The following is a 23,241-nucleotide window of genomic DNA, read 5'->3' as shown; positions in this document are numbered from 1 at the left end:
ATCCGCAGGGTGCGGATAGAACAGACGCTGGTTTGAAACTTCCGTGTTTCAACCAACCAGTATCCAGATTATTATGAATTACTCAAAATAGTCCAATACCATAGTGAGTGATTCACATCACCACCCTCTAGGGTATAGAAAGACCGCCCCTCTCCCAGGAATGACACAGTTGATTTCAAGAAAAGGAGCGGTCTGAGTTTTTCGAGCGTTGAGACCCGCCTAGAGTTTCACCACCTCATCGCAGGCTTCAATATCTTCTGGCCGGTGTGATACCAAAATGACGGCGGGGGGAACCTTAAGTTTCGAGTCTTTGGCGACCTCGCCCAGCGTCTCGCGGCTGACCTTGGTTCCGCGAGCCACCTCGGCAATGAGCGCCCGGGCCGACTCGGTATCGAGATGGGCCGTGGGTTCGTCCATGAGCAGCAGCGGGGAGTCGGTCAGCAGGGTGCGGGCAATGGCAATTCGCTGCCGTTGGCCGCCCGAAACATAGGAGCCTCCGGCACCCACCTGGGTCTGGAGCCCCTCGGGTAGCGAGCGCACAAACTGCCCCAGGCCTACGCGGTCAAGAACATCCAGCATTTCTTGGTCGCTGGGCCTCTTCTCCCCCGGCGCCGCCAGGGCCAAGTTGTTTGCGATAGAGGATTCAAAGATGTAGGCAGACTGGGGGCACCAGGCGGCGTAGCCACGGAGCTGTTGCTGGGAGAGCTGGCGGCCGTTGACGCTAATCGAACCCGTTTCTGCCGGCAGGAAGCCCAGCAGGGTGGCCAGGGCGGTGGTCTTGCCCGAGCCTGACGGCCCGGTAATGCCCAGCCAGGCTCCCGATTCCGCCCGCGCCGTCAAATCTTCAAAGACAGGAGCCTTCATTCCCGGCCAGCGGGTAGAGACCCCGGAAAGATCCAGGGTAATCGGGGAGCCAAGCTCGGCGCGCTGAGCCAGCACGCGCTCGTCCTCATCATCGCTCACAGCAATACGAGAGTTGACCTCCAGCAGGGGTCGCATCCGCGCCACCAGCTGGGCAAAGGCGGGCCAGCCCCGCACCGCTTCAATGTGGGCGCCGGTGGTCTCGAAGAGAGCCGTGCACATGAGCACCACAATGGCCGCCGACGGCGCAGTTACAGCCCCCTCGCGCACGGACGACCAGGAAATTCCGATGGTTGCCAAGGTTGCCAACCACCAGGTCAGCGAGGTCAGACCCTGCCCAAAGCCCTGTGCCCGGGAACTGTCCAGCGTGGAGTCAACGTTGCGGCGGTCTTTTTCGGCAAAGGCATTAGATACCAGGTCATTGAGGCCGTTGGCTTGCAAGTCCCGGGCGGCATCTACCGAAGAGACCCCCAAACGTAGCATCTCTGCGGTGGACTCGCGGGCGGCGCTGTCGGCGGTGGAATCGGTGTAGAGCACCAGGGCGGGCACCAGCAAGGTTACAATCAGGGTCGCGACCGCCACCACCGGCAGCGCTTGCGGCAGGGCAAAGCCTGTGACCACCAGGGCCAGCACCATCACTGCCAGGTGGGTTGCCACCGGCAGTACCACCCGGGGCAGGGCGTCGCGCAGCTCGTCAATATCGCCCACCAGTCGGTCAAGAATTTTATCCCCGCGCAGCAGCGAGCGAATCGAAAGCACGGTGCGCCCGGCGGAATCCCAGGCGCGCACCCGCAGGGTATTGGCCGCCCGGAGCACCAGATCGTGGGTTTTCAGCCGCTCGAGGTAGCGCAGGCTCGCCCTGCCCAGGCCAAAGAAACGCACGCCCACCACGGCAACCAGCAGGTACATCATGGCCGGCTGCTCGGCGGCGCGAACAATCAACCAGCCCGAGAGCGCCGTCAAAGAGATAGCGAAGGAGGCTGCCAGGGTGGAGAGCAGTACCGGCGCTACCGCCTGAGAGGCGGTGATGCCGGTCAGCGCTGAGACATCGCGCAGGGTTTTGAGTACGGAGCGCTTGGGCTGTTTTTCAGGACGTCGCTGGGGCAGCTTGGGCGCCTCCTGTCCGCCAGGTGCGGGGGCTTCTTCCGCGACGGTTTGGCGCAGCTCTTCCAGGTTCCAGCCCCGGCCTCCCCCGGTAGTGAGTTTCCACCGAGCGGCGAAGCCCTCGCGCTGCATTGTGGCGCTCAGAACGTAGTCTGTTCTCTCGGTCAGGCTCAGGTCGTGGGTGACGATCAGCAGGGTGGCACCGGTGGCGGCGAGCGCTGCCAGTGAAGCATTGACCCGTTCGGCAGCGCGGGAATCGAGATGGGCTGTGGGTTCGTCTACCAGTACCGTTACCTGACGACCGACCTTTTCTAGGGCATCCACCCGGGCCAGGGTGCGGGCGATGGCCAGGCGGCGCATCTGGCCGGCGCTGAGGGATTCCGGTGCCAGGTCGGCAAAGTCGGCAAGCCCCACCATCCTGAGGTAGCCCAGGTATTTCTCCCGGCCTCGGCGGGAGAGGGACATGGGGCCTGACTCGTCGAGGAGGGCCAGCACCGCATCGAGGTCTTCTTCAAATTCCACCTCGGCGGGAAAGCCAAAGAGGGCCACTTCGTTAATCACCGAGCTGGCGATAAAGGCCGGAGACTGGGAGACCCAGACGGTTTCTCCGGTGCCGGTCACCTGGCCGGTAACCCGCATGGGCTCGGTAGAGCCGGTGGGCACCAGCCCGTTGGTAATAGAGCCGCTCATAACCCCCAGCAGGGTGGATTTTCCGCAGCCCGAGGCACCGGTAATCGCGGTGGTGCTGCCGCGCTTGATACGGAAATCCACCTGGTTGAGCACCTCACCGCGCCCGGGGTAGGAGACCGAAATTTTCTGGGCAATGAGGTCTTGGCCGTCGGGGTTGACGGTGGTCTCGGGCAGGGGCTGGTCAATAATCTGCTGGGCGGTGCGCAACGCCTGCACGCCGTCCTGCGATTGATGGAAGGCAGAGCCCACATTGCGCAGGGGCTGGAAGCACTCGGGGGCGAGCAGCAGAGCCAGCAGGGCGACGTCCAGCCCCATCTGGCCGTGCACCAGCCGCACGCCAATCAGCACCGCCACCACCGCAATGGAGATGGTGGTGAGCAATTCCAGCCAGAAAGAGGACATGAAGGCCGATCGCAGCGTGACCATGGTGGTGGTGCGGTAGCGCTCCCCCAGCTGGGCCAGAGCCCTAGACTGGGCGCGGGCGCGGCCCAAACCGATGAGCACCGGCAGCCCCTTCACCAGCTCCACAATGTGGTCGGAGAGGCGCAAAAGTTCCTGCTGTGAGCGGGCGGTATCGCTCTGGGTGGTTTTACCGATGAGCACCATAAACAGCGGAATCAGCGGCAGGGTCACCAGAATAACCAGCGCCGAAACCCAGTCGTGAAAGCCGATGTAGACCAGAAGAATTACCGGTACCACCACCGAGGAGACCGCAGCGGTGAGGGTTTTGGTGTAGTAGTTATCCAGGGCATCGAGGCCGCGGGAGAGCAGGACGGCGGTTGCGCCGGTTCCGTCGGGAGTATCGACTCCCCCGGTGGCTAGTACTCGGTCAATGAGCCGGGCTCGAATGGTTGACTTGGCTCCGGTGGCTGCCCGGGCGGCGAAGTAGTTGAGTGCCCAGTCGCTGGCCGCCCTCAGCAGGGCTGCCAGCAGGCCCATGCCCAGCAGAAGCATCACGCTGGGTTCCCGCCCCAGGGTGGAGAGCCAGATACCGGAAACCTGAGCCTGGGTGTTACCGGCGAAGATCGCCAACCTCTGCTGATACTCGCTGGCAAAGACCTGGTTCTCGTGCAGGGCGAGAAAGGTCATGCGCGCCATGTAGGTCAGGGCTGTTCCCACCACCGAGGCAAAGAGCAACATCGAGAACGCTTTGACGGCGCTGAGCACCCCAAAGACAGTGAGGTTGGCGGCTGCTGAGGGACCAAGTGGAGGGCGCTGATTCATAGGCGGGCGGGTGCTTTCGGTAACAAATAACTCCAAAGTTGTAAGAAAAGTTTACCGAGTGAACCTGCAAATCACCGAGATTGTAAGGTTACTTTTCAACACAGGCTACCTACCGCGGGGCAGTTCTTTAATCTCGTGCACCGCGGGAATATGTTCCACCCGAATGCGCTGGCGGAACTGGTAGTAGCTCCAGGACTGGTAGAGAATAATCAGCGGCAGGGCAAAGACTCCCAACCAGGTCATAATCGTCAGGGTGTAGTCGGAGCTGGCAGCATTGGCAACGGTCAGGCTAAAGTCCGGGTCTAGTGTAGAGGTAAACACGTTGGGGAAGAGGGCGCTGAAAATTGCCAGGGCGCCTGCCCCCATGAAGAGGGAGGTGCCCACAAAGGCCCGGCCCTCTCGGTCAGCACGCACGCTCACCCAGGCGAAAACCACGGCAAGCAGCGCAAGAACCAGCAGAGCCCAGGAGAGCGCACCTGCGCTCTTACCCACAAACTGAAGGTAAAGGGCCCAGGCGAGCAGGGGAAGAACCGCCACCGGCAGTAGCGCCGCCAGCCGAGCCCGCGCGCGGTGCCGCACCTCGCCGTCCGTCTTCAAAGCCACAAAGGCCATGCCCTGAACCAGCGAGAACAGCACCATGCCCACACCGCCGATGTAGGTAAAGGGGCTGGCCAGCCAGGCAAAAGCGGAAACAACGTTGCCCGACTCATTAACCGGCAGACCGGTGGTGGTCAGGGCCAGCAGGGCTCCGATGAAAAAGGCAATAGCTGCTGATGAGACGACGATCCCCCGGTTCCACCAGGTCACCCAGGTTTCGCTGGCCTTTTTACCGCGGTAGTCAATCGCCACCACGCGCAGAATCAGAGCCACCAGCAGGAGCACCAGCGGAATGTAGAGGGCCGAGAGCAGGGAGGCATACCAGTGGGGAAAGGCGGCAAAGGTGGCGGCACCGGCGGTCACCAGCCACACCTCATTGCCGTCCCACACCGGGCCAATCGTGTTGAGTAAAAGGCGGCGCTCTTTCTCGTTCTTGGCAAAAATCTTGGACATCATCATGCCCACGCCCAGGTCAAAACCGTCGAGAATCAGGTAGCCAATCCAGAAGATAGCAATAAAGATAAACCAGACGGTGGGCAGGGTGGGTTGTTCGAAAAATGCGGTCAAGGGGCTCTCCTGCCTAGTAAGCAAACGCCAGGACGTCGCGGTCGCGGTCATCGGAGTCGGCGGGGTCTTCTGTCAGTTCGGGCATGGCGGCTATGACGCCGGCGCGCACGTACTTACTGAGCAGATAAATTTCTACCACCGCCAGGCAACCGTAGACCAGGGTGAAGGTAATCAGCGAGAACAGGTAGGTTCCGGCAGAGATTTCCGGTGACACTCCGGCTGCGGTAAAGAGGAAAATCGAGGCGTCTTCCTGGAAATTGGGCGCCACCACAAAGGGCTGGCGGCCCATCTCGGTGAAGATCCAGCCGGTGGCGTTGCCGATGAAGGGGAACCAGATGGCCGCCAGCTGCAGGTTCTTCATCCAGCGGGATTCGGGCACGGTTCCGGCACCCGATTTGCGGGTGACCCAGAGAACATAGAGGGCAACCAGCATCGACATACCGCCGAAGGTAAACATGGCGCGGAAGCCATAGTAGGTGGTCTCAAAAATCGGGGTGTAGTCAATTTCCTGGCCCGCATAGTCACCGTAGATTTCCGGATCGTCGGGGTAGTGGATACCCAGCTGCTGCGAGTAGGTCTCCAGCAGGGTTTCTACGCCGGGCACATCGGTATCGAAGTTGTTGTAGGCGAGGAAGGAGAGCAGGCCGGGCACCTTGATGAGGGTCTCCATGTGCTCACAGCTCTGCGAAGCGGGATCAAAGCTCACCGAAAGAATGGAGAACTCGGTGCCGTCTTCACAGGCAGCCTCGGCCGCCGCCATCTTCATGGGCTGCTGCTCAATCATCAGCTGGGCCTGGGCGTGGCCAGAGAAGGCGGTGCCGAAGAAGCCCACCAGAGCGATAATTGCGCCGAAGCGCAGGGAGTACCACCAGGCATGGAAGTCCTCGGTGTCTCGGGCGGTTTCACGCTGCTCACCGATTACAACCTTGCCATCGACCACGGTATCGATACCGTCTGCTCGACGGCGGTAGAGGTGGTACCAGGCAATACCCATAAGAAAGGCGCCACCGACCATCACGGCTCCGGCAAGCACGTGCGGAACAGCGACGAGAGCGGTGCTGTTGGTGAGCACAGCCCACACGTCGTTCATCACCGGTCGGCCGTCAACCATTTCAACACCCACCGGGTGCTGCATCCAGGAGTTTGCCACCATGATGAAGTAGGCAGAAAGCCAGGAACCCGCCACCGCAATGGTGATGGTCATCGCATGGATTTTGGGCTTGAGCTTACCCCAGCCGAAGATCCACAAACCGATAAAGGTTGACTCGAAGAAGAAGGCGAGCAGACCCTCCATGGCCAGGGGTGCGCCAAAGACGTCGCCCACAAAGCGGGAGTATTCGCTCCAGGCCATGCCGAACTGGAACTCCTGCACCAGGCCGGTGGCAACGCCCATCGCGAAGTTGATGAGGTAGAGCTTGCCCCAGAACTTGGTCAGCCTCTTGAATCGATCCTGGCCCGTTTTAACGTAGCGCCAGTGGAAGTAGGCAACGAGAGGGCCCAGACCGAGGGTTAGGGGCACCATGAAAAAGTGGTAGACGGTGGTGATACCGAACTGCCACCGAGCAATCAACAGAGGATCCACAAGAGATTCCAATCGGTGTTGCGGACAAAGACAGATTGCTCAACAGAGTAAAGCCCCAAGATGAAAATCAGCTCTATGCTCCAAGCCCGACCCCCGGCACCCTCAAAATCACCCTTGACAAGTGCAAATAAGGTGTGACTCACCCAAAGTCATTGGGTGTTTACTAAGTAAACTCCCAGTTTCGCTTTTCCCTCCCGCGTTTGAGCTGGTCACCCGGTTCTCGCAGAGCTAACAGAAGAGACTTCTCCCCCGCCCCCGGTCTTCCTTACTCGCCGAAAATACCGCCCGCACCGGCTTCAGAGGCCACCGGATGATGGACAGCAGGAGCCAGCACGGGCATTTTCCCGGTGACTATGTTCATAAAAATATTTTGACTCAAAGGGTGGCCCCCACCCTGCTTCTAAGCCAACAGCCCCAAGCTCAGCACAGTGTCCCGCTCAGCTTTCAGTTCCTCCACCGATGCCCGCAGGCGAGCCTTCGAGAACTCCCCCAGCTCAAGGCCCTCCCGAATCCGATATTCGCCGCCCTCGCAGATAACGGGGAAGGAGCAGACCAGCCCCTCTTCCACGCCGTAAGCACCCGTGGAGGGAACCGCCATAGAGGTCTCCACCGGTTCGTCGCTCATCCAGTCGCGCATGTGCTCAATCGCCGCGTGGGCGGCAGAACCCACCGAGGACCCACCGCGCACCCGAATAATTTCCGCACCGCGCTGGGCTACCCGGGGAATGAACTCATCCTCCACCCAGCTGTGGTCCTTTCCCCGAGCCTTCAGCACCTCCAGGGCGGGCACTCCCGCTACCGTGGCAAATTCAAGTGAGGGATACTGGCTGGCCGAGTGATTACCCCAGATAGCGACTCCCTCAATCTCTCCCACGCCGGTCTCCGTTGCCTGCGCCAGCTGTGCAAGGGCCCTGTTGTGGTCCAGTCTGGTCAGGGCGGTAAAGCGCTCGCGGGGGATACCCCGACCGTGGTGGGCGGCAATCAGCGCGTTGGTGTTGGCGGGATTACCCACGACGACGACGCGCAGGTCGTCCGCCGCGCCGTCAGCAAGCGCTCGTCCTTGAGGCGCGAAGATTTCGCCGTTAGCGCTGAGCAAGTCGGCGCGCTCCATGCCGGCGGTTCTCGGCCGGGCACCAATAAGAAAGGCGCAATTGACCCCGTCAAAGGCTCGCACGGGGTCACTAAAGGTATTCACCGATTCCAGCAGAGGAAAGGCGCAATCCGCCAGTTCCATCGCCACACCCTCTAGCGCCTGAGCGGCGTCAGGAATATCAAGCAGGTTGAGACGAACCTGAACGTCCGGGCCCAGCAACTCCCCCGCCGCCAGGCGAAAGAGGATGGCGTAGCCGATATTGCCGGCAGCTCCGGTAACAGCAATCGTGACTGGTGATGACTTATGATTCATACCACCATAGTAGTGGCACAAGTCACCCTCAGGAATTACATGTCAATTTGAGTCTCGTCGAGCTTGTGAGCGCCATTGATAATAAACTCCTTGCGGGGGGCAACTTCCGACCCCATTAGCAGGGAGAAAGAGCGTTCCGCCGCCTCGGCGTCTTCAATTCTCACCCGGCGCAGCACCCGGTGGGCCGGATCCATAGTGGTCTCAGCCAGCTGGTCGGCGTCCATCTCGCCCAGACCCTTGTAACGCTGAATGGGCTCCTTATAGTTCTTGCCCTCAGCCTCCAGCCGAGCCAGCAGTTCGTTCAACTCCCGCTCCGAATAGGTATAGACCATCTCGTTGGGCTTACCACGGTGTACAATTTCCACCCGGTGCAGGGGCGGCACCGCCGCGTAAACGTGGCCCGCCTCAACCAGCGGTCGCATATAGCGGTAGAAGAGGGTCAGTAGCAGGGTGCGGATGTGGGCGCCGTCCACATCGGCATCGGTCATCATAATAATCTTGCCGTAGCGAATACCCTCGAGGTCAAAGGTTCTTCCCGAGCCAGCACCGATCACCTGAATAATGGCGGCACACTCGGCGTTGGCCAGCATATCGGTCAGCGACGCTTTCTGGACGTTAAGAATCTTGCCTCGAATGGGCAGCAGCGCCTGGTAGGTAGACGAGCGAGCCAGGCGGGCAGTACCCAGCGCCGAGTCACCCTCAACAATAAAGAGTTCAGAGTGCTCCACATTATCGGAGCGGCAGTCCACCAGCTTGGCGGGCATAGACGAGGTTTCCAGCGCGGTCTTGCGGCGCTGGGTCTCCTTGTGCACACGGGCCGAAATACGAGACTTCATCTCGGCAACGACCTTCTCGGTCAGCGTGGTTGCCTGCTGCTTATCAGCGCGGGCTGTTGCCTTGAGCTTGGCAGCCAGTTCCTTGCTGACAATCTTAGAAACAATCTGGCGCACGGCGGGTGTTCCCAAAATTTCCTTGGTCTGCCCCTCAAACTGCGGCTCCGCCAGGCGCACCGTCAGCACGGCAGTCATACCCGCCAGCACGTCGTCCTTCTCAATCTTCTCGGTCTCCTTGACCTTGAATTTTCGGGCGTTAGCGCTAATGTGCTTGCGGAAGGTTTTGAGTAGCCCCTGCTCAAAACCTGCCTGGTGGGTTCCTCCCTTGGGGGTGGCAATGATATTGACGAAAGTCCTGACGGTCGTTTCGTAGCCGATGCCCCAGCGCAGAGCCAGGTCTACCTCGCATTCCCGCTCCACCTCGGTCAGCTGCGAATGGCCCTTCTCATCAAGCACCGGAACGGTCTCGGTGAAGGTCTCCCGCCCCTGAAAACGCCAAATATCGGTGACAGAAGAATCATGGGCCAGATAGTCTACAAACTCAGAAATACCGCCGTCATGCTGAAAGACCTCTTCGTGGGTTTCAAACTCGCCGGGGGTGCCGGGCAAACGGCGCTCGTCGCGAATCGCTATGCGCAGGCCGGGAATCAAAAAGGAGGTCTGCCGGGCCCGCTGGGCAAGGTTCTCGTAGCTGAACTTAGCATCGGGGGTAAAAATCTGCGGGTCAGCCCAGTAGCGCACGCGGGTACCGGTCACACCCCGCTTGGCCTTGCCCACTACCACCAGGGCGTCGTTGTCTTTCTTCGACTCAGTAAAGGGAGAGTCCGGTTTGGGAGTTCGACCGTCGTCAAACGTGCCGGGAATACCGTGTTTGAAGCTCATCTGATAGGTTTTGCCGCCGCGGTCAACCTGCACGTCCAGGCGGGAGGAAAGGGCGTTGACCACCGAGGCACCTACGCCGTGCAAACCGCCGGACGCCGCGTAAGAGCCGCCGCCGAACTTACCGCCGGCGTGCAGCTTGGTGTAAACCACCTCGACGCCGCTGAGGCCGGTTCTCGGCTCAATATCGGTGGGCACGCCGCGACCGTCGTCGCGCACCTCCACCGAACCATCTTTATAAAGGATAATCTCGATGGACTGGCCAAAGCCCGCCAGCGCCTCATCCACCGAGTTGTCAATGATCTCCCACAGGCAGTGCATCAGGCCCCGGGAATCGGTGGAGCCAATGTACATACCGGGGCGTTTACGCACTGCCTCCAAACCTTCCAGCACTGAAAGGTTGCGGGCGGTATAGGAGGATGCTGCCACGAATGACTCCGTTCATCATAAGGTCGAAAGGCGCTGACTAACCCCACTAGTTTAGGCGAAGATTCCCTCTGAGCGAAAGCAGGAATGAAGCCGGGGGCTACCGTGGTTATATGGTTGAACCCTTGAAAGATTAGAGAGAAACCCACAGGAGGAGAAAGCATGTCCACCGCAACTTTAGAAACCCGGGAACTGACCAACCTAGACCGCTGTGATGCCTGCGGAGCCCAGGCCTACGTTCGGGTCGTCATGGCCTCGGGAAATGAGCTCTACTTCTGCGGCCACCACGCCCGCGAAAACGAAGAGGCGCTCAAGGCTGTAGCCAGCCACTGGGACGATCAGACTGACCGTCTGAGCTAGGGAGCAACCGAGATCGCCAGCCCCGGTGGTTCCTTATGCTTAAAGTCAAAGCCGGTGCCCACCCCAGGTGTTAGAGGGTGGGCACCGGCTTTTTCGCGCCTGAGCCTAACTGCTTAGTCCAGGTAGTCGCGCAGCACCTGCGAGCGCGAGGGGTGGCGCAGCTTAGACATAGTCTTGGACTCAATCTGGCGGATGCGCTCGCGGGTCACGCCGTAGACCTTGCCGATTTCGTCCAGGGTCTTGGGCTGGCCGTCGGTCATACCAAAGCGCATGGCTACCACACCGGCTTCACGTTCAGAGAGAGTGTCGAGCACCGAGTGCAGCTGCTCCTGGAGCAGGGTGAAGGAGACCGCATCGGCGGGCACTACCGCCTCGGAGTCTTCAATCAGGTCGCCAAACTCGGAGTCGCCGTCCTCACCCAGCGGGGTGTGCAGGGAGATGGGCTCGCGGCCGTACTTCTGAACCTCGATGACCTTCTCGGGGGTCATATCCAGTTCCTTAGCCAGCTCTTCGGGGGTGGGCTCGCGACCGAGGTCCTGTAGCATCTGGCGCTGAACGCGGGCCAGCTTGTTAATAACCTCAACCATGTGCACGGGAATACGGATGGTACGAGCCTGGTCTGCCATAGCGCGGGTAATAGCCTGACGAATCCACCAGGTGGCATAGGTCGAGAACTTGAAGCCCTTCGAGTAGTCGAACTTCTCCACCGCACGAATCAGACCCAGGTTGCCCTCCTGAATCAGGTCGAGGAAGAGCATACCGCGGCCGGTGTAACGCTTAGCCAGCGAAACCACCAGGCGCAGGTTAGCCTCGAGCAGGTGGTTCTTGGCGCGGCGACCGTCATGGATGACCCAGCGCAGCTCCTTCTTGAGCTGGCGGTCCATGTCGGGGTTTTCCTTGAGTTTGTGCTCGGCGTAGAGGCCGGCCTCAATGCGCATGGCCAGATCGACTTCCTGCTCTGCGTTCAGCAGGGAAACCTTACCGATCTGCTTCAGGTAGTCCTTCACCGGGTCAGCGGTAGCACCGGGGGTGACCACGCGAATCGCCGGGGCGTCGTCGTCATCGTTGTTGGTCAGCACAAAGCCGTTGCGCTTGGCAGCGACCTCTTCAGACTGCTTCTTCTCTTCTTTTTTCGCAGTCTCTTCTTCGTTTTCTACCGAGTCGTCAGCATCGGGGTCGATCTCGGCATCGGGGTCGTCAAGGTCGAGCTCGTCGGTATCGAGCTCTTCATCGTCGAGGTCTTCTTCGGCCTTTCTAGCTTTTTTGCGGGAGGCAGTCTTTGCCATGGTCGCGGTTTTCTTGCTGGTGAGTGCCAGGTCAAGATCTTCTACGTCAGTTGTCTCGTCAGATGCTTTCGCCGCCTTGGTAGTAGCCTTTGAGCGGGTCGAAGGCTTCTTTTTTGCCGTAGCGGTTTTAGTTTTGGAAGCTGGGCTCTCCGATGCCTTCTTACGTGCAGCAGGTGACACTGGGTACCTTTCTTTTTGGAACAGACCGCTCATCGGGGAAATGATTGCGGTCAAAACACCTAAGACCCTGTCAAGTCTGCTCGTTATCCAAAGCGGTGACCTGAAGGGTTTCAGCCGGTAAAACGGTGAAAATTACAGGTTTATTCCCGGGGAAGGAAGGAAACTTTGAAGTCAGACTAAACGGGGTCAATTACCTAGTATCGCAGATTCTTGCTCAAGTCGCGGTAGGGCCGCTGTGGTGTCGCTTGCTTTAGCCAGCAGGCTCAGCCGCAGCGGCCACAGGCTTCAGGAATCCTGCTGCTCCGCAAAGTCTATGCCCCGAAAACAGCGCTCCCCATCGGTCACCCACTGCGGTAATAGCCCGCACTCAACCACCATATCCAGCGGAGTATCCTCCCAAATTCCGAGGTTCCTGCATTCATCAAGGTACTGTGCTGCCAGACTACAGCTTCCCTTGAGCCAGGCTATCCAGGCCAGCATGAGCTTCAGCCTGCCCAGTTCCATGCCGTAGGCGCAGGGAACCAGAAACTCCACCAGGTTCTGCAGGGCAACAATCCGCTCCCACTGCGGGGCTGTATCTGCCCGCCCGGTTAGAAGCTCGCCAAAGCGAAAACACGCCTCGCCCATCTCATCTTCTTCAACACTGGGGAAGTCAATCTCATCTGCCGCCAGCTGCTGAGCCTTCTCTTCGAAAATTCCTCCCTGGAAGATGGTGGTGGGCAGCAAGAGGTGGGAGGACGCCGGCGCTTCGGCTTGCGGCTGTTCCCTCGCCTGTTCACGGTGCAGGTGGGCCATCAGCGCCCGGCAGGTATCTATAGAATCTGCGGCGGTGAACAAAGCAAATTGCATACTGGAGATGCTGGTCAGGGTCGCAGAAAGAAAGCCGGCTAGTTGCTCTGGGATTGCACGGCGCAGGCGGTCTGCCAGCACGGCATTTCGGTTCTTATTTTCCTTACCTTTGAGGGGTTTGCTCAGCTCTTGCCGGGTAACATCCACCGCTAACGACCAGAGGGCGGCTTCTGCATACTTCTGCCGCAGATAGTCTGCACAGTAGTCATCTTCAATCTGAATATGATGCTGGAACTGGTCGAACCAGAAGGTGGCCTCGCGCAGCCAGCCCTCCTGAAGTTCCGTATCTAAGGTCGCCTCGGGTCGAAGACAGTCCTGGGGAACATGTTCAGACCGATTAGATGCCACAACAGAGCCTTCGGTCATCAGGGTCAGATAGACATTGGTTTTCTGTATATCTTCAACAAAACCAGATAATTCAAATTCTGGCTTTTGCTGGCTGAGTTCCCAGCGACTCACCTCGCCGATATAGAAAATATCGCCGAGGTTCAGCCTGAGAGTTCGGGCTGCCTGAAACGCCCCGCTAATCCAGGGTAGAAAATCAGCGGCCTGTTCAGCTTCTGCCTCAATCTGTGCGTGTTCCGGCTGGCGGTGGGTGTGCGGGTTGAGCTGGCGGCTACGAATGCCCGTATCTGCACCAAAAATCAGAAGGAAGAAGGTAGTGATGGGCTCGGCGGGGCTAAACTTCTGCGGACTATTGCCCACCAGCTGGCAAATCATCTCTTCGATTTCCTCAGCCGGCAGATCAAAGGTGGGCACGTTTGCCCGAAGAACCGGCCCCATACGGGCGCCGCTGGCTGTCATCACCATGATCGATTTCTCAGGCCAGTAACCGAGATTATGCAGGGCGCAGGCGGTCACCTCTGCCGGGGTTGAAACGGATACGACGGGCTGCTTGTGATTCTGTGTTGTTGTCATAGCCACCACGGTGCCACGCTTTGCAGCCCGGTGGGAGCGAAATAAAAAATCTGTGGATAACCACCGCCCGTTTGAGCAAAATTTTTTGGTTATCCACAGATTTTACGTATGAAGTTGTTCACAAAACGGTCGGTTCTTGGGTTTAGCTTTCCTCGTTGAACCGGGCCAGGTAGGCCTCAATGGTTGCTCCCAGCTCGTCTCGGTCGGGCATCTTTCCCTGCTCGCGCTCTTCGAGGGAAAGCATCTGAGAGGCCGCGTTTTTCATGTTGAAATCGTAGTTCTCTTCGAGCCGAGAAATCATGGTGGCAATCTCGGGGTTAGCCTCAACCTGCTCGTTAATCTGGGCGTTGGCTGCGTCTGTGGCATCCAGCAGCTGGTCGGTGGGCAGAGAAAGCTTAGCCGCCATCGAGAGGTGCTCCATGGCCAGCAGAGATGCCTGGGGCAGCTCTGCCTCCGCCAGGTACTGGGGCACGTTGATAGCAAAACCTGCCGTGCCAATCCCCGCCTCGGTCAGTGAAACCTCCAGCAGGCTAGAGACCGAGCTGGGTACTTCTGCTACCGGTTTCCAGGCAGAAATTCCCCGCGTGAGGTCCTTGCGAGATCCGTGAGCGGAGACAGGCAGGGGGCGGGTATGGGGAACGGGTACCGGAAAAGCCGTGACCAGCAGGCCCACCGAGACTTCAAGTTTTTCGGCAATATCGACCACGCCCCGCACAAAACGCTGCCACTGCAGGTCTGGTTCAGCACCGGCCAGGAGCAGGAAGGGGGTTCCCAAACGATCCTCTACCGCATAGAGCTTGAGCTGGGGCATCACGGGGTTTTCAAAATGGTCTTCGACAAAACGGATTCGAGGCTTGCGCGCGCGGTAGTCGTGGAGCTGGTCGGCATCGAACTCCACAATAGGAACGTTTTTGAGTTCCTTGAGTAGCACATCCGCCAGGTGGCCGGCTGTGCCGCCGGCGTCATGCGGGTGACTGAGCGCAATCACGAGGGGTAGCCCGCGCAGCCTCTCATTGCTCAATGCCCCTGCTTGGCTGAGATATAGATTGTCTGGTTCAAGCACCGCTACTCCCCTCTTTCCTTATCCTCTAAATCAACTGCTTCCGGGTAGGTCATTATTTTATGCCAAGACCCTAGCAACCGGGTTCAAGCACCAACGTGATATAGCACGGTAGAACTACCTGTACCGTGTTTCAACCGGAAAGCAGACGGTTTTATTTCCGTCGCTCTTCCTGTTTTAGCTCACAGGGTAATCCGAAGAAGAGAAACTCAGCCGGCACCGGTGACTACTGGGCTACCCTGTCTATAGGGTTCAAATCAACCCCTACCGTGGTCTTCACCGGCGGCAAGCAACTGTCGCCGGTTGTCCTAAGGAGAGATATGACTGAATCAGCAGATCTTACGTTCTCGGTGACTTCACCCAAGAGCACCGATTTAAACCAGCAGGTGCTCGTGCTGGGTGTCTATTCCAGCGCGGAGGGCCCTCTTCTCGCCCACCCTCCCCTAGACGGTGAAACTGCCCAGGGCCTCGAAGCAACCCTTGAGGATTTGGGTATGACAGGATCTGCTGACCAGCTGGTGCGTCTGCCCGGCTTTGACGAGGTTGGAACCGATATTGTTGCTCTCATCGGCTTGGGTAAAGAACCTGAGAATGAGGCTGAGAAACTGAAAGCGCTCCGCTACGGCGCCGGTTCAGCTGTGCGCCAGCTGGCAGGTTTCACCAGCCTTGCGCTGAGCCTTGAAGCTGAGACCGTCGAGCAGGTGGCGGCTGTGGCTGAGGGTGCGGCCCTGGGAGCTTTCTCTGACCCCCAGCTGCGGGCCAAGTCCCTCGAGTCTGTTAAGGCAGCCGTTGAAGAGGTTGCTATTTTGACCGAGATTGACGCCGACGCCGCCGCTGATGCTCTCAGCCGTGCCCTGATTCTGGGTGAGGCGGTAGACTCCACCCGCCGCCTGGTCAACACCCCGCCCAACCTTCTCTACCCTGCCTCTTTTGCCGAGCGTGCCCAGCAGCGGGTAGCTGATTTGCAGAACGTAGAGGTCAGCGTCCTCGACGAAAAGGCCCTGGCAGAAGAGGGCTTCGGAGGAATCAGCGGTGTGGGTCAGGGTTCCAGCCGCCCTCCGCGCCTGGTGGTGGTGCGCTACGCACCCGAGAAAGCCCAGACCAGCATTGCCCTGGTGGGTAAGGGAATCACCTTCGATACCGGCGGTATTTCGCTCAAGCCCGGTTCCTCTATGTTCACCATGAAGTCAGACATGGCCGGTGCGGCAACCGTGCTTAACGCCGTGGCAGCAGCCGCTGAGCTGGAGCTACCCGTATCCGTCACCGCCTACCTCTGCCTGGCTGAAAATATGCCCTCCGGTACCGCAATCCGCCCCGAAGACGTGCTGACTATGCGAGACGGCCGCACCGTAGAGGTGCTCAATACCGACGCCGAGGGCCGACTGGTTATGGCAGACGGCATCGCCTACGCCTCGGAAAAGGAGCCGGACGTTATTCTGGACGTCGCTACCCTCACCGGCGCCCAGATGGTCGCCCTGGGCACCCGCACCGCCGGCGTCATGGGCAACAGCGAGATTCGCGAGCGCATCGTCTCCTCAGCCGAGGCAGCCGGTGAAGACTTCTGGCCCATGCCGCTGCCCGAGCACCTGCGTGAGGGGCTCAAGTCCCCCGTGGCAGACCTGAAGAATATCGGTAACGGCCGCTGGGGCGGTATGCTCACCGCCGGTATCTTCCTCGAAGAATTCGTGGGTGAGAAGGACGGCGCTAAGATTCCCTGGGCTCACCTGGATATTGCAGGCCCCTCCTTCAACGAAGGGAAGCCTTTTGGCTTCACCCCGAAGGAGGCAACCGGTATGTCTCTGGCTACCCTGCTGACCTTCATTGAGTCCTACGCCTAAAATTCTGTCAAGAGCCGGTGAAGTTTATGTAAACAGCACCGGCTCTTTCTATCTCGCGGCTCAAGATAATATAGGGTCACTTTTATCTCTCTACCGTCGGTTTGGGGTACGGTAGATGAAAAGGTCGCACTGCTTACTGTGCCAAACCTCATGTGTGGTTTCACACCGTGCCGAGGGGAACACGATAAGCTGTAAGTGCAAACTCAAGCAAGGGATTAATTCCAACCTACGCAAGGGAGCGTCTAACCTTGGCAACAGCTCAAGAATTCGACATTCTAGTTCTCGGTGGCGGTAGCGCAGGCTACTCCGCAGCACTTCGTGCAGTTCAGCTCGGTTTCACCGTTGGTCTGATTGAAAAGGGCAAGCTGGGCGGTACCTGCTTGCATACCGGCTGTATTCCCACCAAGGCTTACCTGCACGCAGCAGAAGTTGCAGAAGAAGCTAAGGAATCTGAGAAGGTCGGCGTTAACGTATCTTTCGAATCCATTGATATGGCAAAGGTGCGCGACTACAAGAACGGTATCGTGGCAGGCAAGTTCAAGGGCCTGTCTGGTCTGCTCAAGATGAAGAAGATTACCGTGATTGAGGGTGAGGGTAAGCTCACCGCTGAGGACACCGTCACCGTTGATGGAACCGAGTACAAGGGTAAGCACATCGTCCTTGCCACCGGTTCAGTTTCCAAGACCTTCGGTCTGGAGATTCGCGACCGCGTGATCACCTCTACCGAGGCACTTGAGATGGACTACCTGCCCAAGAGCGCAATCGTGCTCGGCGGCGGTGTGATTGGCTCTGAGTTTGCATCTCTGTGGAACTCCATGGGCGTAGACGTCACCATCATCGAGGGTCTGCCCCACCTGGTTCCCAATGAGGATCCCTCCGTTATCAAGATTGTTGAGCGCGAGTTCAAGAAGCGCGGCATCAAGTACAACCTGGGTACCTTCTTCGAGAAGGTCGAGCAGGATTCCAACGGCGCCAAGGTAACCCTCTCAGACGGCAAGGAATTTGAGGCTGACCTGGTTCTCGTTGCTGTTGGCCGTGGCCCCAACACCGAGGGCTTCGGTTTCGAAGAGCAGGGCATCACCATGGATCGCGGCTTCGTGATTCCCAACGAGCGCCTGCACACCGGCGTGGGTAACATCTACGCAATCGGCGATATTGTTCCCGGCGTTCAGCTGGCCCACCGTGGCTACCAGCAGGGTCGCTTCGTCGCCGAAGAAATTGCCGGCCTGAACCCCATGGTTGTTGAAGACATCAACATCCCCAAGGTCACCTTCACCAACCCCGAAATTGCTTCCATCGGCTACACCCAGCCCAAGGCAGAAGAGAAGTTCGGCAAGGAAAACATCGAAACCACCGAGTACAACCTGGCTGGTAACGGTAAGTCCTCCATTCTGGGCACCGGCGGTATCGTCAAGGTAGTCCGTGAAAAGGACGGCCCCATTGTGGGTGTCCACATGGTTGGTAAGCGTATGGGCGAGCAGATCGGTGAGGCTCAGATGTGGGTTGTCTGGGAGGCCTTCCCCGAAGACGTCGCTCAGTTCATCCACGCTCACCCCACCCAGAACGAGTCCCTGGGCGAGGCTGCAATGGCTCTGGCTGGCGCTCCCCTGCACGGCTAAAAGTTTGATTGGTTAGGTTGGCGAGATTCCCTGTGCACAGGGGCTCTCGCCAACCGGCACAAGATAAAAGTTTCCGCATCTACAAGGAGATAGTTAGAAATATGTCTACTACCGTAGAACTGCCCGCACTGGGCGAATCAGTGACCGAAGGTACCGTGACCCGCTGGCTGGTTGAGGTCGGCGATACCGTCTCTGTTGACGATCCGCTGCTGGAAGTTTCCACCGACAAGGTTGATACCGAGGTTCCCTCCCCCGTAGCAGGTACCGTTGAGAAGATTCTCGTTGAAGAAGACGAGGATGTTGAGGTTGGCGGTGCCCTGGTTATCATTGGCGACGGCTCCGGTGCCGCAGCTGACGATTCCGCTGAGGAAGAAGAGGAAGAGGCACCCGAAGCCGAGGCTGAAGAAGCTCCCGCTGCCGAGGAAAAGGAAGAGAAGAAGGAAGAGGCTCCCGCAGCAGCTTCCTCCGGCTCAGCTTCCGGCCAGGAAGTTACCCTGCCCGCCCTGGGTGAATCAGTCACCGAGGGTACCGTGACCCGCTGGCTGGTTGAGGTTGGCGAATCCGTTGAGGTCGACCAGCCCCTGCTGGAAGTTTCCACCGACAAGGTTGATACCGAGGTTCCCTCCCCCGTTGCAGGTACCCTGCTTGAAATCCGCGTGCAGGAAGATGAGGACGCCGAGGTAGGCCAGGTTCTGGCTATCGTGGGCGACGCTTCCGCTCCCGCTGCAAGCGAGGAGAAGAAGGAAGAGGCTTCCGCCAAGGAAGAAGCTCCCGCTGCCGAGGAAAAGGAAGAAAAGAAGGAAGAGACCGTCTCCCAGACTTCTGAGGCACCCGCCAAGGAAGAGAAGAAGGAAGAGGCTCCCGCGGCTGAGGGTAACGGCGAAGTTTACGTGACCCCGCTGGTGCGCAAGCTGGCTAAGCAGGAGGGCATTGACCTCTCCACCATCAAGGGCACCGGTGTTGGCGGCCGCATCCGCAAGCAGGATGTTCAGGCTGCTGTCGAGGCTAAGAAGAGCTCCGCACCCGCCGAGTCCGCTGCACCCGCTGCTGCTTCTCAGGCTCCCAAGGCTGAGGCTCCCAAGAAGGCAGAAGCACCTAAGGTTGAGGTTTCCTCCAAGCGCGGTACCACTGAGAAGGCACCCCGTATTCGCCAGACCGTTGCTAAGCGCATGGTGGAGTCGCTGGCAACCTCTGCCCAGCTGACCACCGTTCAGGAAATCGACCTGACCCGCCTGGTTGCCCTGCGCAACAAGGCTAAGGACGCTTTCCAGGCTCGCGAGGGCGCAAAGCTGACCTTCCTGCCCTTCTTCACCAAGGCTGTGACCGAGGCTCTGCAGCAGTTCCCCCAGTTCAACTCCTCCATGTCAGATGACTACAAGGAAATCACCTACCACGGTTCCGAGAACATCGGCCTGGCAGTAGACACCCCCAAGGGTCTGCTGGTTCCCGTGGTTGCTGATGCGGGAGACCTGAACATTGCAGGTCTCGCAAAGAAGATCGGTGACGTTGCCAACCGTGCCCGTAACGGCCAGATTGGCCCCGAGGAGCTGTCAGGTTCCACCTTCACCATCTCCTCCACCGGTCAGACCGGCGGTGTCTTCTTCACCCCGATCATCAACCAGCCCAACGTTGCAATCCTGGGTATCGGCTCCACCAACAAGCGCCCCGCAATTGTTCAGGATGCCGAGGGTAACGATGTGATTGCTATTCGTAGCCTGGCTTACTTCTCGCTGACCTACGACCACCGCGTGGTTGACGGCGCAGATGCAGGCCGCTTCTTGAACTTCATCAAGCAGCGCCTGGAAGAAGCAGCTTTCGATGCTGAGCTGGGTCTCTAAGACTAGCTAGCTTTCGCTAGGCTTTAGTGGGTGCTTTCCCCTTGTGGGAAGGCACCCACTTTTTCTTGCATAAAAATAGACAGCCTACTGTTCAAGTGGCGGTTGCCATAGTCAACTTACTGTCACAGTGTCTGCAAATTGCGCCGAGCTTCCGTAGACTACTGCTATGGCTATCGCAACAAGTATTCTCGTTTTCCTGCACGTGCTAGGTGCAACCATGGTGGTTGGTATCTGGCTCGGAACCTTCAAGCGCGGTGTGGTTCTGCCCGGTCAGTTCCATGCGGCCCTGCTTCAGATTATTACCGGCTTTGCCCTCTACTTCATCGGCATGAGCGGCAATGCCCAGATGCCCACTGCCTACCACATGGTGGTAGGTATCAAGATGGTGCTGGGTCTGTGCGTTGCTGTGGCAGCTTTCCTGGGCCAGAAGAAGTACAAGTCTGCTAAGCTGGCGGGTAATCCCGAGGCTGGCCGTAACGTAGCTCTGGCCCACGCTACCGGCGGTCTGGGCCTGATTGCCCTGGCTTTCGGAACCCTGGGTCTTGATCTGGTTTTCGCCTAAACTTTTAGCTCAATAAGAAGAAGCCGTGACCGTCTGGTCACGGCTTCTTTGCTATGTAGCCGGTTCAACGGTGCTGAGCCGCCACCCCTGAGGTGTTTTTTCCAGAGTTACGGTGACCTTCTGCTGCATTTGTCCGTTGACCAGAGCGATATTGTTCTCGCGGTTTTCCGCGGCGGCGCTACCTGGGATGCCCTCGGCCGAGAAGGTAGCGGTGAGCCTCAGGGAATTTTCTTCCCGATCAAGCAATTGCGACTCAAGCACGACCAGCCTGGTTGCGGCCAGCCGACCGTCTGTATCTTCTTCCATGAGATTGCGGTCGCTACGGGCTATCTGAGAGTCAGCCGAAGCATAGTCAGCAATCGCTGTGACATCAGATTCCCGAAGAGCCAGATTCCTGGCCTCGATCAAGTCTCCCAGTAGGTGCGAAGCATCCGGACTAGGAGCACTTTCCTCCGCCGGGGCTTGCTGGCCCTGCGCAGATTCAGCCCGTGGAGCGCCGTCCTGCCCCAAGACTTGAAGCGCGGCAACCGCCCCGCCCGCAAACAGCAGGACGGCCAGGGCGGGAAGCATCCACTTTTTGAGGTTTAAGGACGGCGCCAGGCGGCGGCGCACGGGGCGGTTGAGGTCGCGCACCCGCGACTTATAGGGCTCGGAGCTCGAACGCTTGACGTTGAGGGCGGCAGAAGACTCCTGCGGCAGGGGCGCGGCAGTCAGCAACCCCCTCTGGCTGGGATGCACGCTTTCAAAGAGGTTCACCGGGGCCTGCCCAAAGCGGTTGCGCAAGATTGCCGCGGCCTCCTGCAGTGTGTGCCCGCCGGTTCGGTCGATCAGGGCCTCCAGCACCACGCCCAACTGGGTTGGATAGTCAGGGTGGGTCATCGACAGGGGTGCCCGCTGGGAGAGCTCACCGGCATCTTCGCCGGTAATGGCCAACCAGATAAGGCCGGCTGCTCGGGAAATATCCCGACTATAAGCGTCTTCGCATATTGCCTCAGGAGCCCCGCGCAGTTCTTTCTCGGGGAGAATCAGTTTGGCCCTTCCGCGCGCGTCAAAGCCAATATCAACAGAGGAGAGATCGAAAAAGGCAAGCTGCTGGCGGTGAAGCCAGTCCACCGCCTCTGCCAGATCCTCTGCAAGAGAAGCAACCTCAGACCCGGTAAGGGCCTTTCGAGCCGCCAGCACCTGCTGTAGGGTTCCGCCGGGAAGATGCTCAAGCCACACCTGCTCGCGACCCTGGCTCACCACCAGGGCCACCACGGTGGCTAGGTGTTCTTGCTCGGGCAGGGCACACAGCCGCTCGGCCGGTTTAAGGTTGCCCTGCTCGGAGTTCAGCTCCACCACGGTGTAGGTGGCGCTGGGCAAATCTCCAGAATTCTGCTCGCCCGCCGCATACTCAGCTGCCCACGCCGTTTTGGAGTCGGTGGCGTAGAGGGTATAGAGGATGTTCAGAGGCACTGGTGGCTCCTCTTCACTGTCCTCGTCTGCCCCGGTGGTCTGGGGGTGCCAGTCCTGCAAGATAATCCCCGCCGGGCGGTGCGAGTTTTTCGGTAGAGAATAGGGCGTTGTCATCGATGTGATTTCTGCATGGCTCTTCATAGAAGAAACTCTTGCATAAGGCGCAAGAACCTGCTGGAGGTTATCCACAGTTGACCCATTTTTGCTGGTCAGACCAACAGGAATGGCTACATATTCAATGAAACATTTACGTAATATTTGACTGTTTAATCACCGGACGTCTAGTGAAGCCACATTTTCTAATCTGCCGGGTTAGGGATAGGCTAGAAGCATGAGCTTGAAGATTGAGAAGTTGGGGTTTGCCCCGGATTTCGTTGATTACAGTGAAGCACTGGAGCTTCAGCAGAAAATCCACGCCAAAGTTGCCGCTGAAGAGCAACAAAATACCGTTCTTCTTCTCGAACATCAACCCGTGATTACTGCCGGTAAGCGCACCGGAGACCACGAGTACCCCGTTGGCGATTCCATTCCCGTAGTCAAAATTGACCGCGGCGGTAAGCTCACCTGGCACGGCCCGGGCCAGCTGGTGGGCTACCCGATTGTGCGCCTGCCTGAGCCCATCGATGTGGTGCGCTACGTGCGTATCTGCGAAGACGTGATGATTGAGACCCTGGCGGAGCTGGGCATTGATGGCCAGCGTGTTGAGGGCAGAAGCGGAGTCTGGATTCTGCGCGAGGGCCAGCAAGACCGCAAGATTGCCCAGATTGGTATTCGGGTAGCCCAGAACACTACCATGCACGGCTTCGCGATTAACTGTAGTAACGATCTTGACCCCTTCAGCTCTTTTGTTCCCTGCGGAATTACCGATGCCGGGGTCACCTCCATCAGCGACCAGCTAGGAAAAACGGTTAATCCCGCAGACATAGTGGATTTGGTGGAGCAGAAACTTCAGGACCACGCTGATCAGCTGGCCAAGGTTTTCGCCCCCACCGGCACCGAAGATTCTTCTGTTTCTCTTCCCTGGGCGAAATAATTTTTCCCCGCCCAACGTTGGAACCACAGAGTCTGTTTTTTCCTCACCAGGAACTTGAACACGTTTATAAGGAGC

General features: G+C 58.8%; 15 protein-coding genes. 6 read left to right on the top strand and 9 right to left on the bottom strand.

The window, feature by feature from the left end; translation table 11 throughout:
- Positions 1-219: 219 nt before the first annotated feature.
- The 5 genes from cydC to IEV00_RS00485 form a co-directional block, all read right to left on the bottom strand.
- A complete protein-coding gene (gene cydC / locus IEV00_RS00505) occupies positions 220-3,879 on the bottom strand; it encodes a thiol reductant ABC exporter subunit CydC (RefSeq protein WP_188358397.1) in 3,660 nt (1,219 codons plus the stop codon).
- A gap of 105 nt (positions 3,880-3,984) precedes the next feature.
- The gene (gene cydB, locus IEV00_RS00500) at positions 3,985-5,043 is read right to left on the bottom strand and encodes a cytochrome d ubiquinol oxidase subunit II (protein ID WP_229722985.1); all 1,059 of its coding nucleotides are present in this window, start codon (positions 5,041-5,043) and stop codon (positions 3,985-3,987) included.
- Between the two features lie 13 nt (positions 5,044-5,056).
- Positions 5,057-6,625 (bottom strand): cytochrome ubiquinol oxidase subunit I, encoded by a 1,569-nt coding sequence (locus IEV00_RS00495; protein ID WP_188358395.1) that lies wholly within the window; start codon positions 6,623-6,625, stop codon positions 5,057-5,059.
- Positions 6,626-7,025: 400 nt separating this feature from the next.
- On the bottom strand, positions 7,026-8,030 hold the full coding sequence (locus IEV00_RS00490) for a malate dehydrogenase (protein WP_188358394.1): 1,005 nt from the start codon (positions 8,028-8,030) through the stop codon (positions 7,026-7,028).
- Positions 8,031-8,065: 35 nt separating this feature from the next.
- Positions 8,066-10,171: a DNA gyrase/topoisomerase IV subunit B gene (locus IEV00_RS00485; protein WP_188358393.1), complete on the bottom strand. Its 2,106-nt coding sequence runs from the start codon at positions 10,169-10,171 to the stop codon at positions 8,066-8,068.
- 159 nt (positions 10,172-10,330) lie between these two features.
- On the opposite strand from IEV00_RS00485, the gene IEV00_RS00480 reads away from it, so the two are divergent.
- Positions 10,331-10,528: a DUF7455 domain-containing protein gene (locus IEV00_RS00480; RefSeq protein WP_188358392.1), complete on the top strand. Its 198-nt coding sequence runs from the start codon at positions 10,331-10,333 to the stop codon at positions 10,526-10,528.
- A 113-nt stretch (positions 10,529-10,641) separates the two neighbouring features.
- On the opposite strand, the gene IEV00_RS00475 is transcribed toward IEV00_RS00480, so the two are convergent.
- The 3 genes from IEV00_RS00475 to IEV00_RS00465 all read right to left on the bottom strand — a co-directional run bounded on the left by IEV00_RS00475 (position 10,642) and on the right by IEV00_RS00465 (position 14,782).
- Positions 10,642-11,994, bottom strand: coding sequence for an RNA polymerase sigma factor (locus tag IEV00_RS00475; RefSeq protein WP_373868211.1), 1,353 nt, complete (start codon positions 11,992-11,994; stop codon positions 10,642-10,644).
- 285 nt (positions 11,995-12,279) lie between these two features.
- On the bottom strand, positions 12,280-13,761 hold the full coding sequence (locus IEV00_RS00470; protein ID WP_188358391.1) for a hypothetical protein: 1,482 nt from the start codon (positions 13,759-13,761) through the stop codon (positions 12,280-12,282).
- A gap of 142 nt (positions 13,762-13,903) precedes the next feature.
- Positions 13,904-14,782 (bottom strand): PAC2 family protein, encoded by an 879-nt coding sequence (locus tag IEV00_RS00465; protein WP_229722984.1) that lies wholly within the window; start codon positions 14,780-14,782, stop codon positions 13,904-13,906.
- A gap of 359 nt (positions 14,783-15,141) precedes the next feature.
- Between IEV00_RS00465 and IEV00_RS00460 the strand changes: the two genes are divergently transcribed.
- From IEV00_RS00460 to IEV00_RS00445, 4 genes are all read left to right on the top strand, one after another.
- Positions 15,142-16,659, top strand: coding sequence for a leucyl aminopeptidase (locus IEV00_RS00460; protein ID WP_188358389.1), 1,518 nt, complete (start codon positions 15,142-15,144; stop codon positions 16,657-16,659).
- A 248-nt stretch (positions 16,660-16,907) separates the two neighbouring features.
- The gene (gene lpdA / locus IEV00_RS00455; protein WP_188358388.1) at positions 16,908-18,278 is read left to right on the top strand and encodes a dihydrolipoyl dehydrogenase; all 1,371 of its coding nucleotides are present in this window, start codon (positions 16,908-16,910) and stop codon (positions 18,276-18,278) included.
- Positions 18,279-18,379: 101 nt separating this feature from the next.
- Positions 18,380-20,116: a 2-oxoglutarate dehydrogenase, E2 component, dihydrolipoamide succinyltransferase gene (gene sucB / locus IEV00_RS00450; protein ID WP_188358387.1), complete on the top strand. Its 1,737-nt coding sequence runs from the start codon at positions 18,380-18,382 to the stop codon at positions 20,114-20,116.
- 166 nt (positions 20,117-20,282) lie between these two features.
- Complete coding sequence (locus IEV00_RS00445) at positions 20,283-20,678, top strand: hypothetical protein (RefSeq protein WP_188358386.1); 396 nt, start codon at positions 20,283-20,285, stop codon at positions 20,676-20,678.
- A gap of 51 nt (positions 20,679-20,729) precedes the next feature.
- On the opposite strand, the gene IEV00_RS00440 is transcribed toward IEV00_RS00445, so the two are convergent.
- On the bottom strand, positions 20,730-22,247 hold the full coding sequence (locus tag IEV00_RS00440) for a serine/threonine-protein kinase (RefSeq protein WP_188358385.1): 1,518 nt from the start codon (positions 22,245-22,247) through the stop codon (positions 20,730-20,732).
- 217 nt (positions 22,248-22,464) lie between these two features.
- On the opposite strand from IEV00_RS00440, the gene lipB reads away from it, so the two are divergent.
- Entirely contained in the window at positions 22,465-23,166 is a 702-nt protein-coding gene (gene lipB, locus IEV00_RS00435) for a lipoyl(octanoyl) transferase LipB (RefSeq protein WP_188358384.1), read from the top strand.
- Positions 23,167-23,241 lie beyond the last annotated feature (75 nt).

This window comes from Rothia aerolata (assembly GCF_014635585.1).
Taxonomy (GTDB): domain Bacteria; phylum Actinomycetota; class Actinomycetes; order Actinomycetales; family Micrococcaceae; genus Rothia; species Rothia aerolata.
Note: the sequence above shows the minus strand (reverse complement) of the source record. Positions and strands in the feature narration are given on the sequence as shown.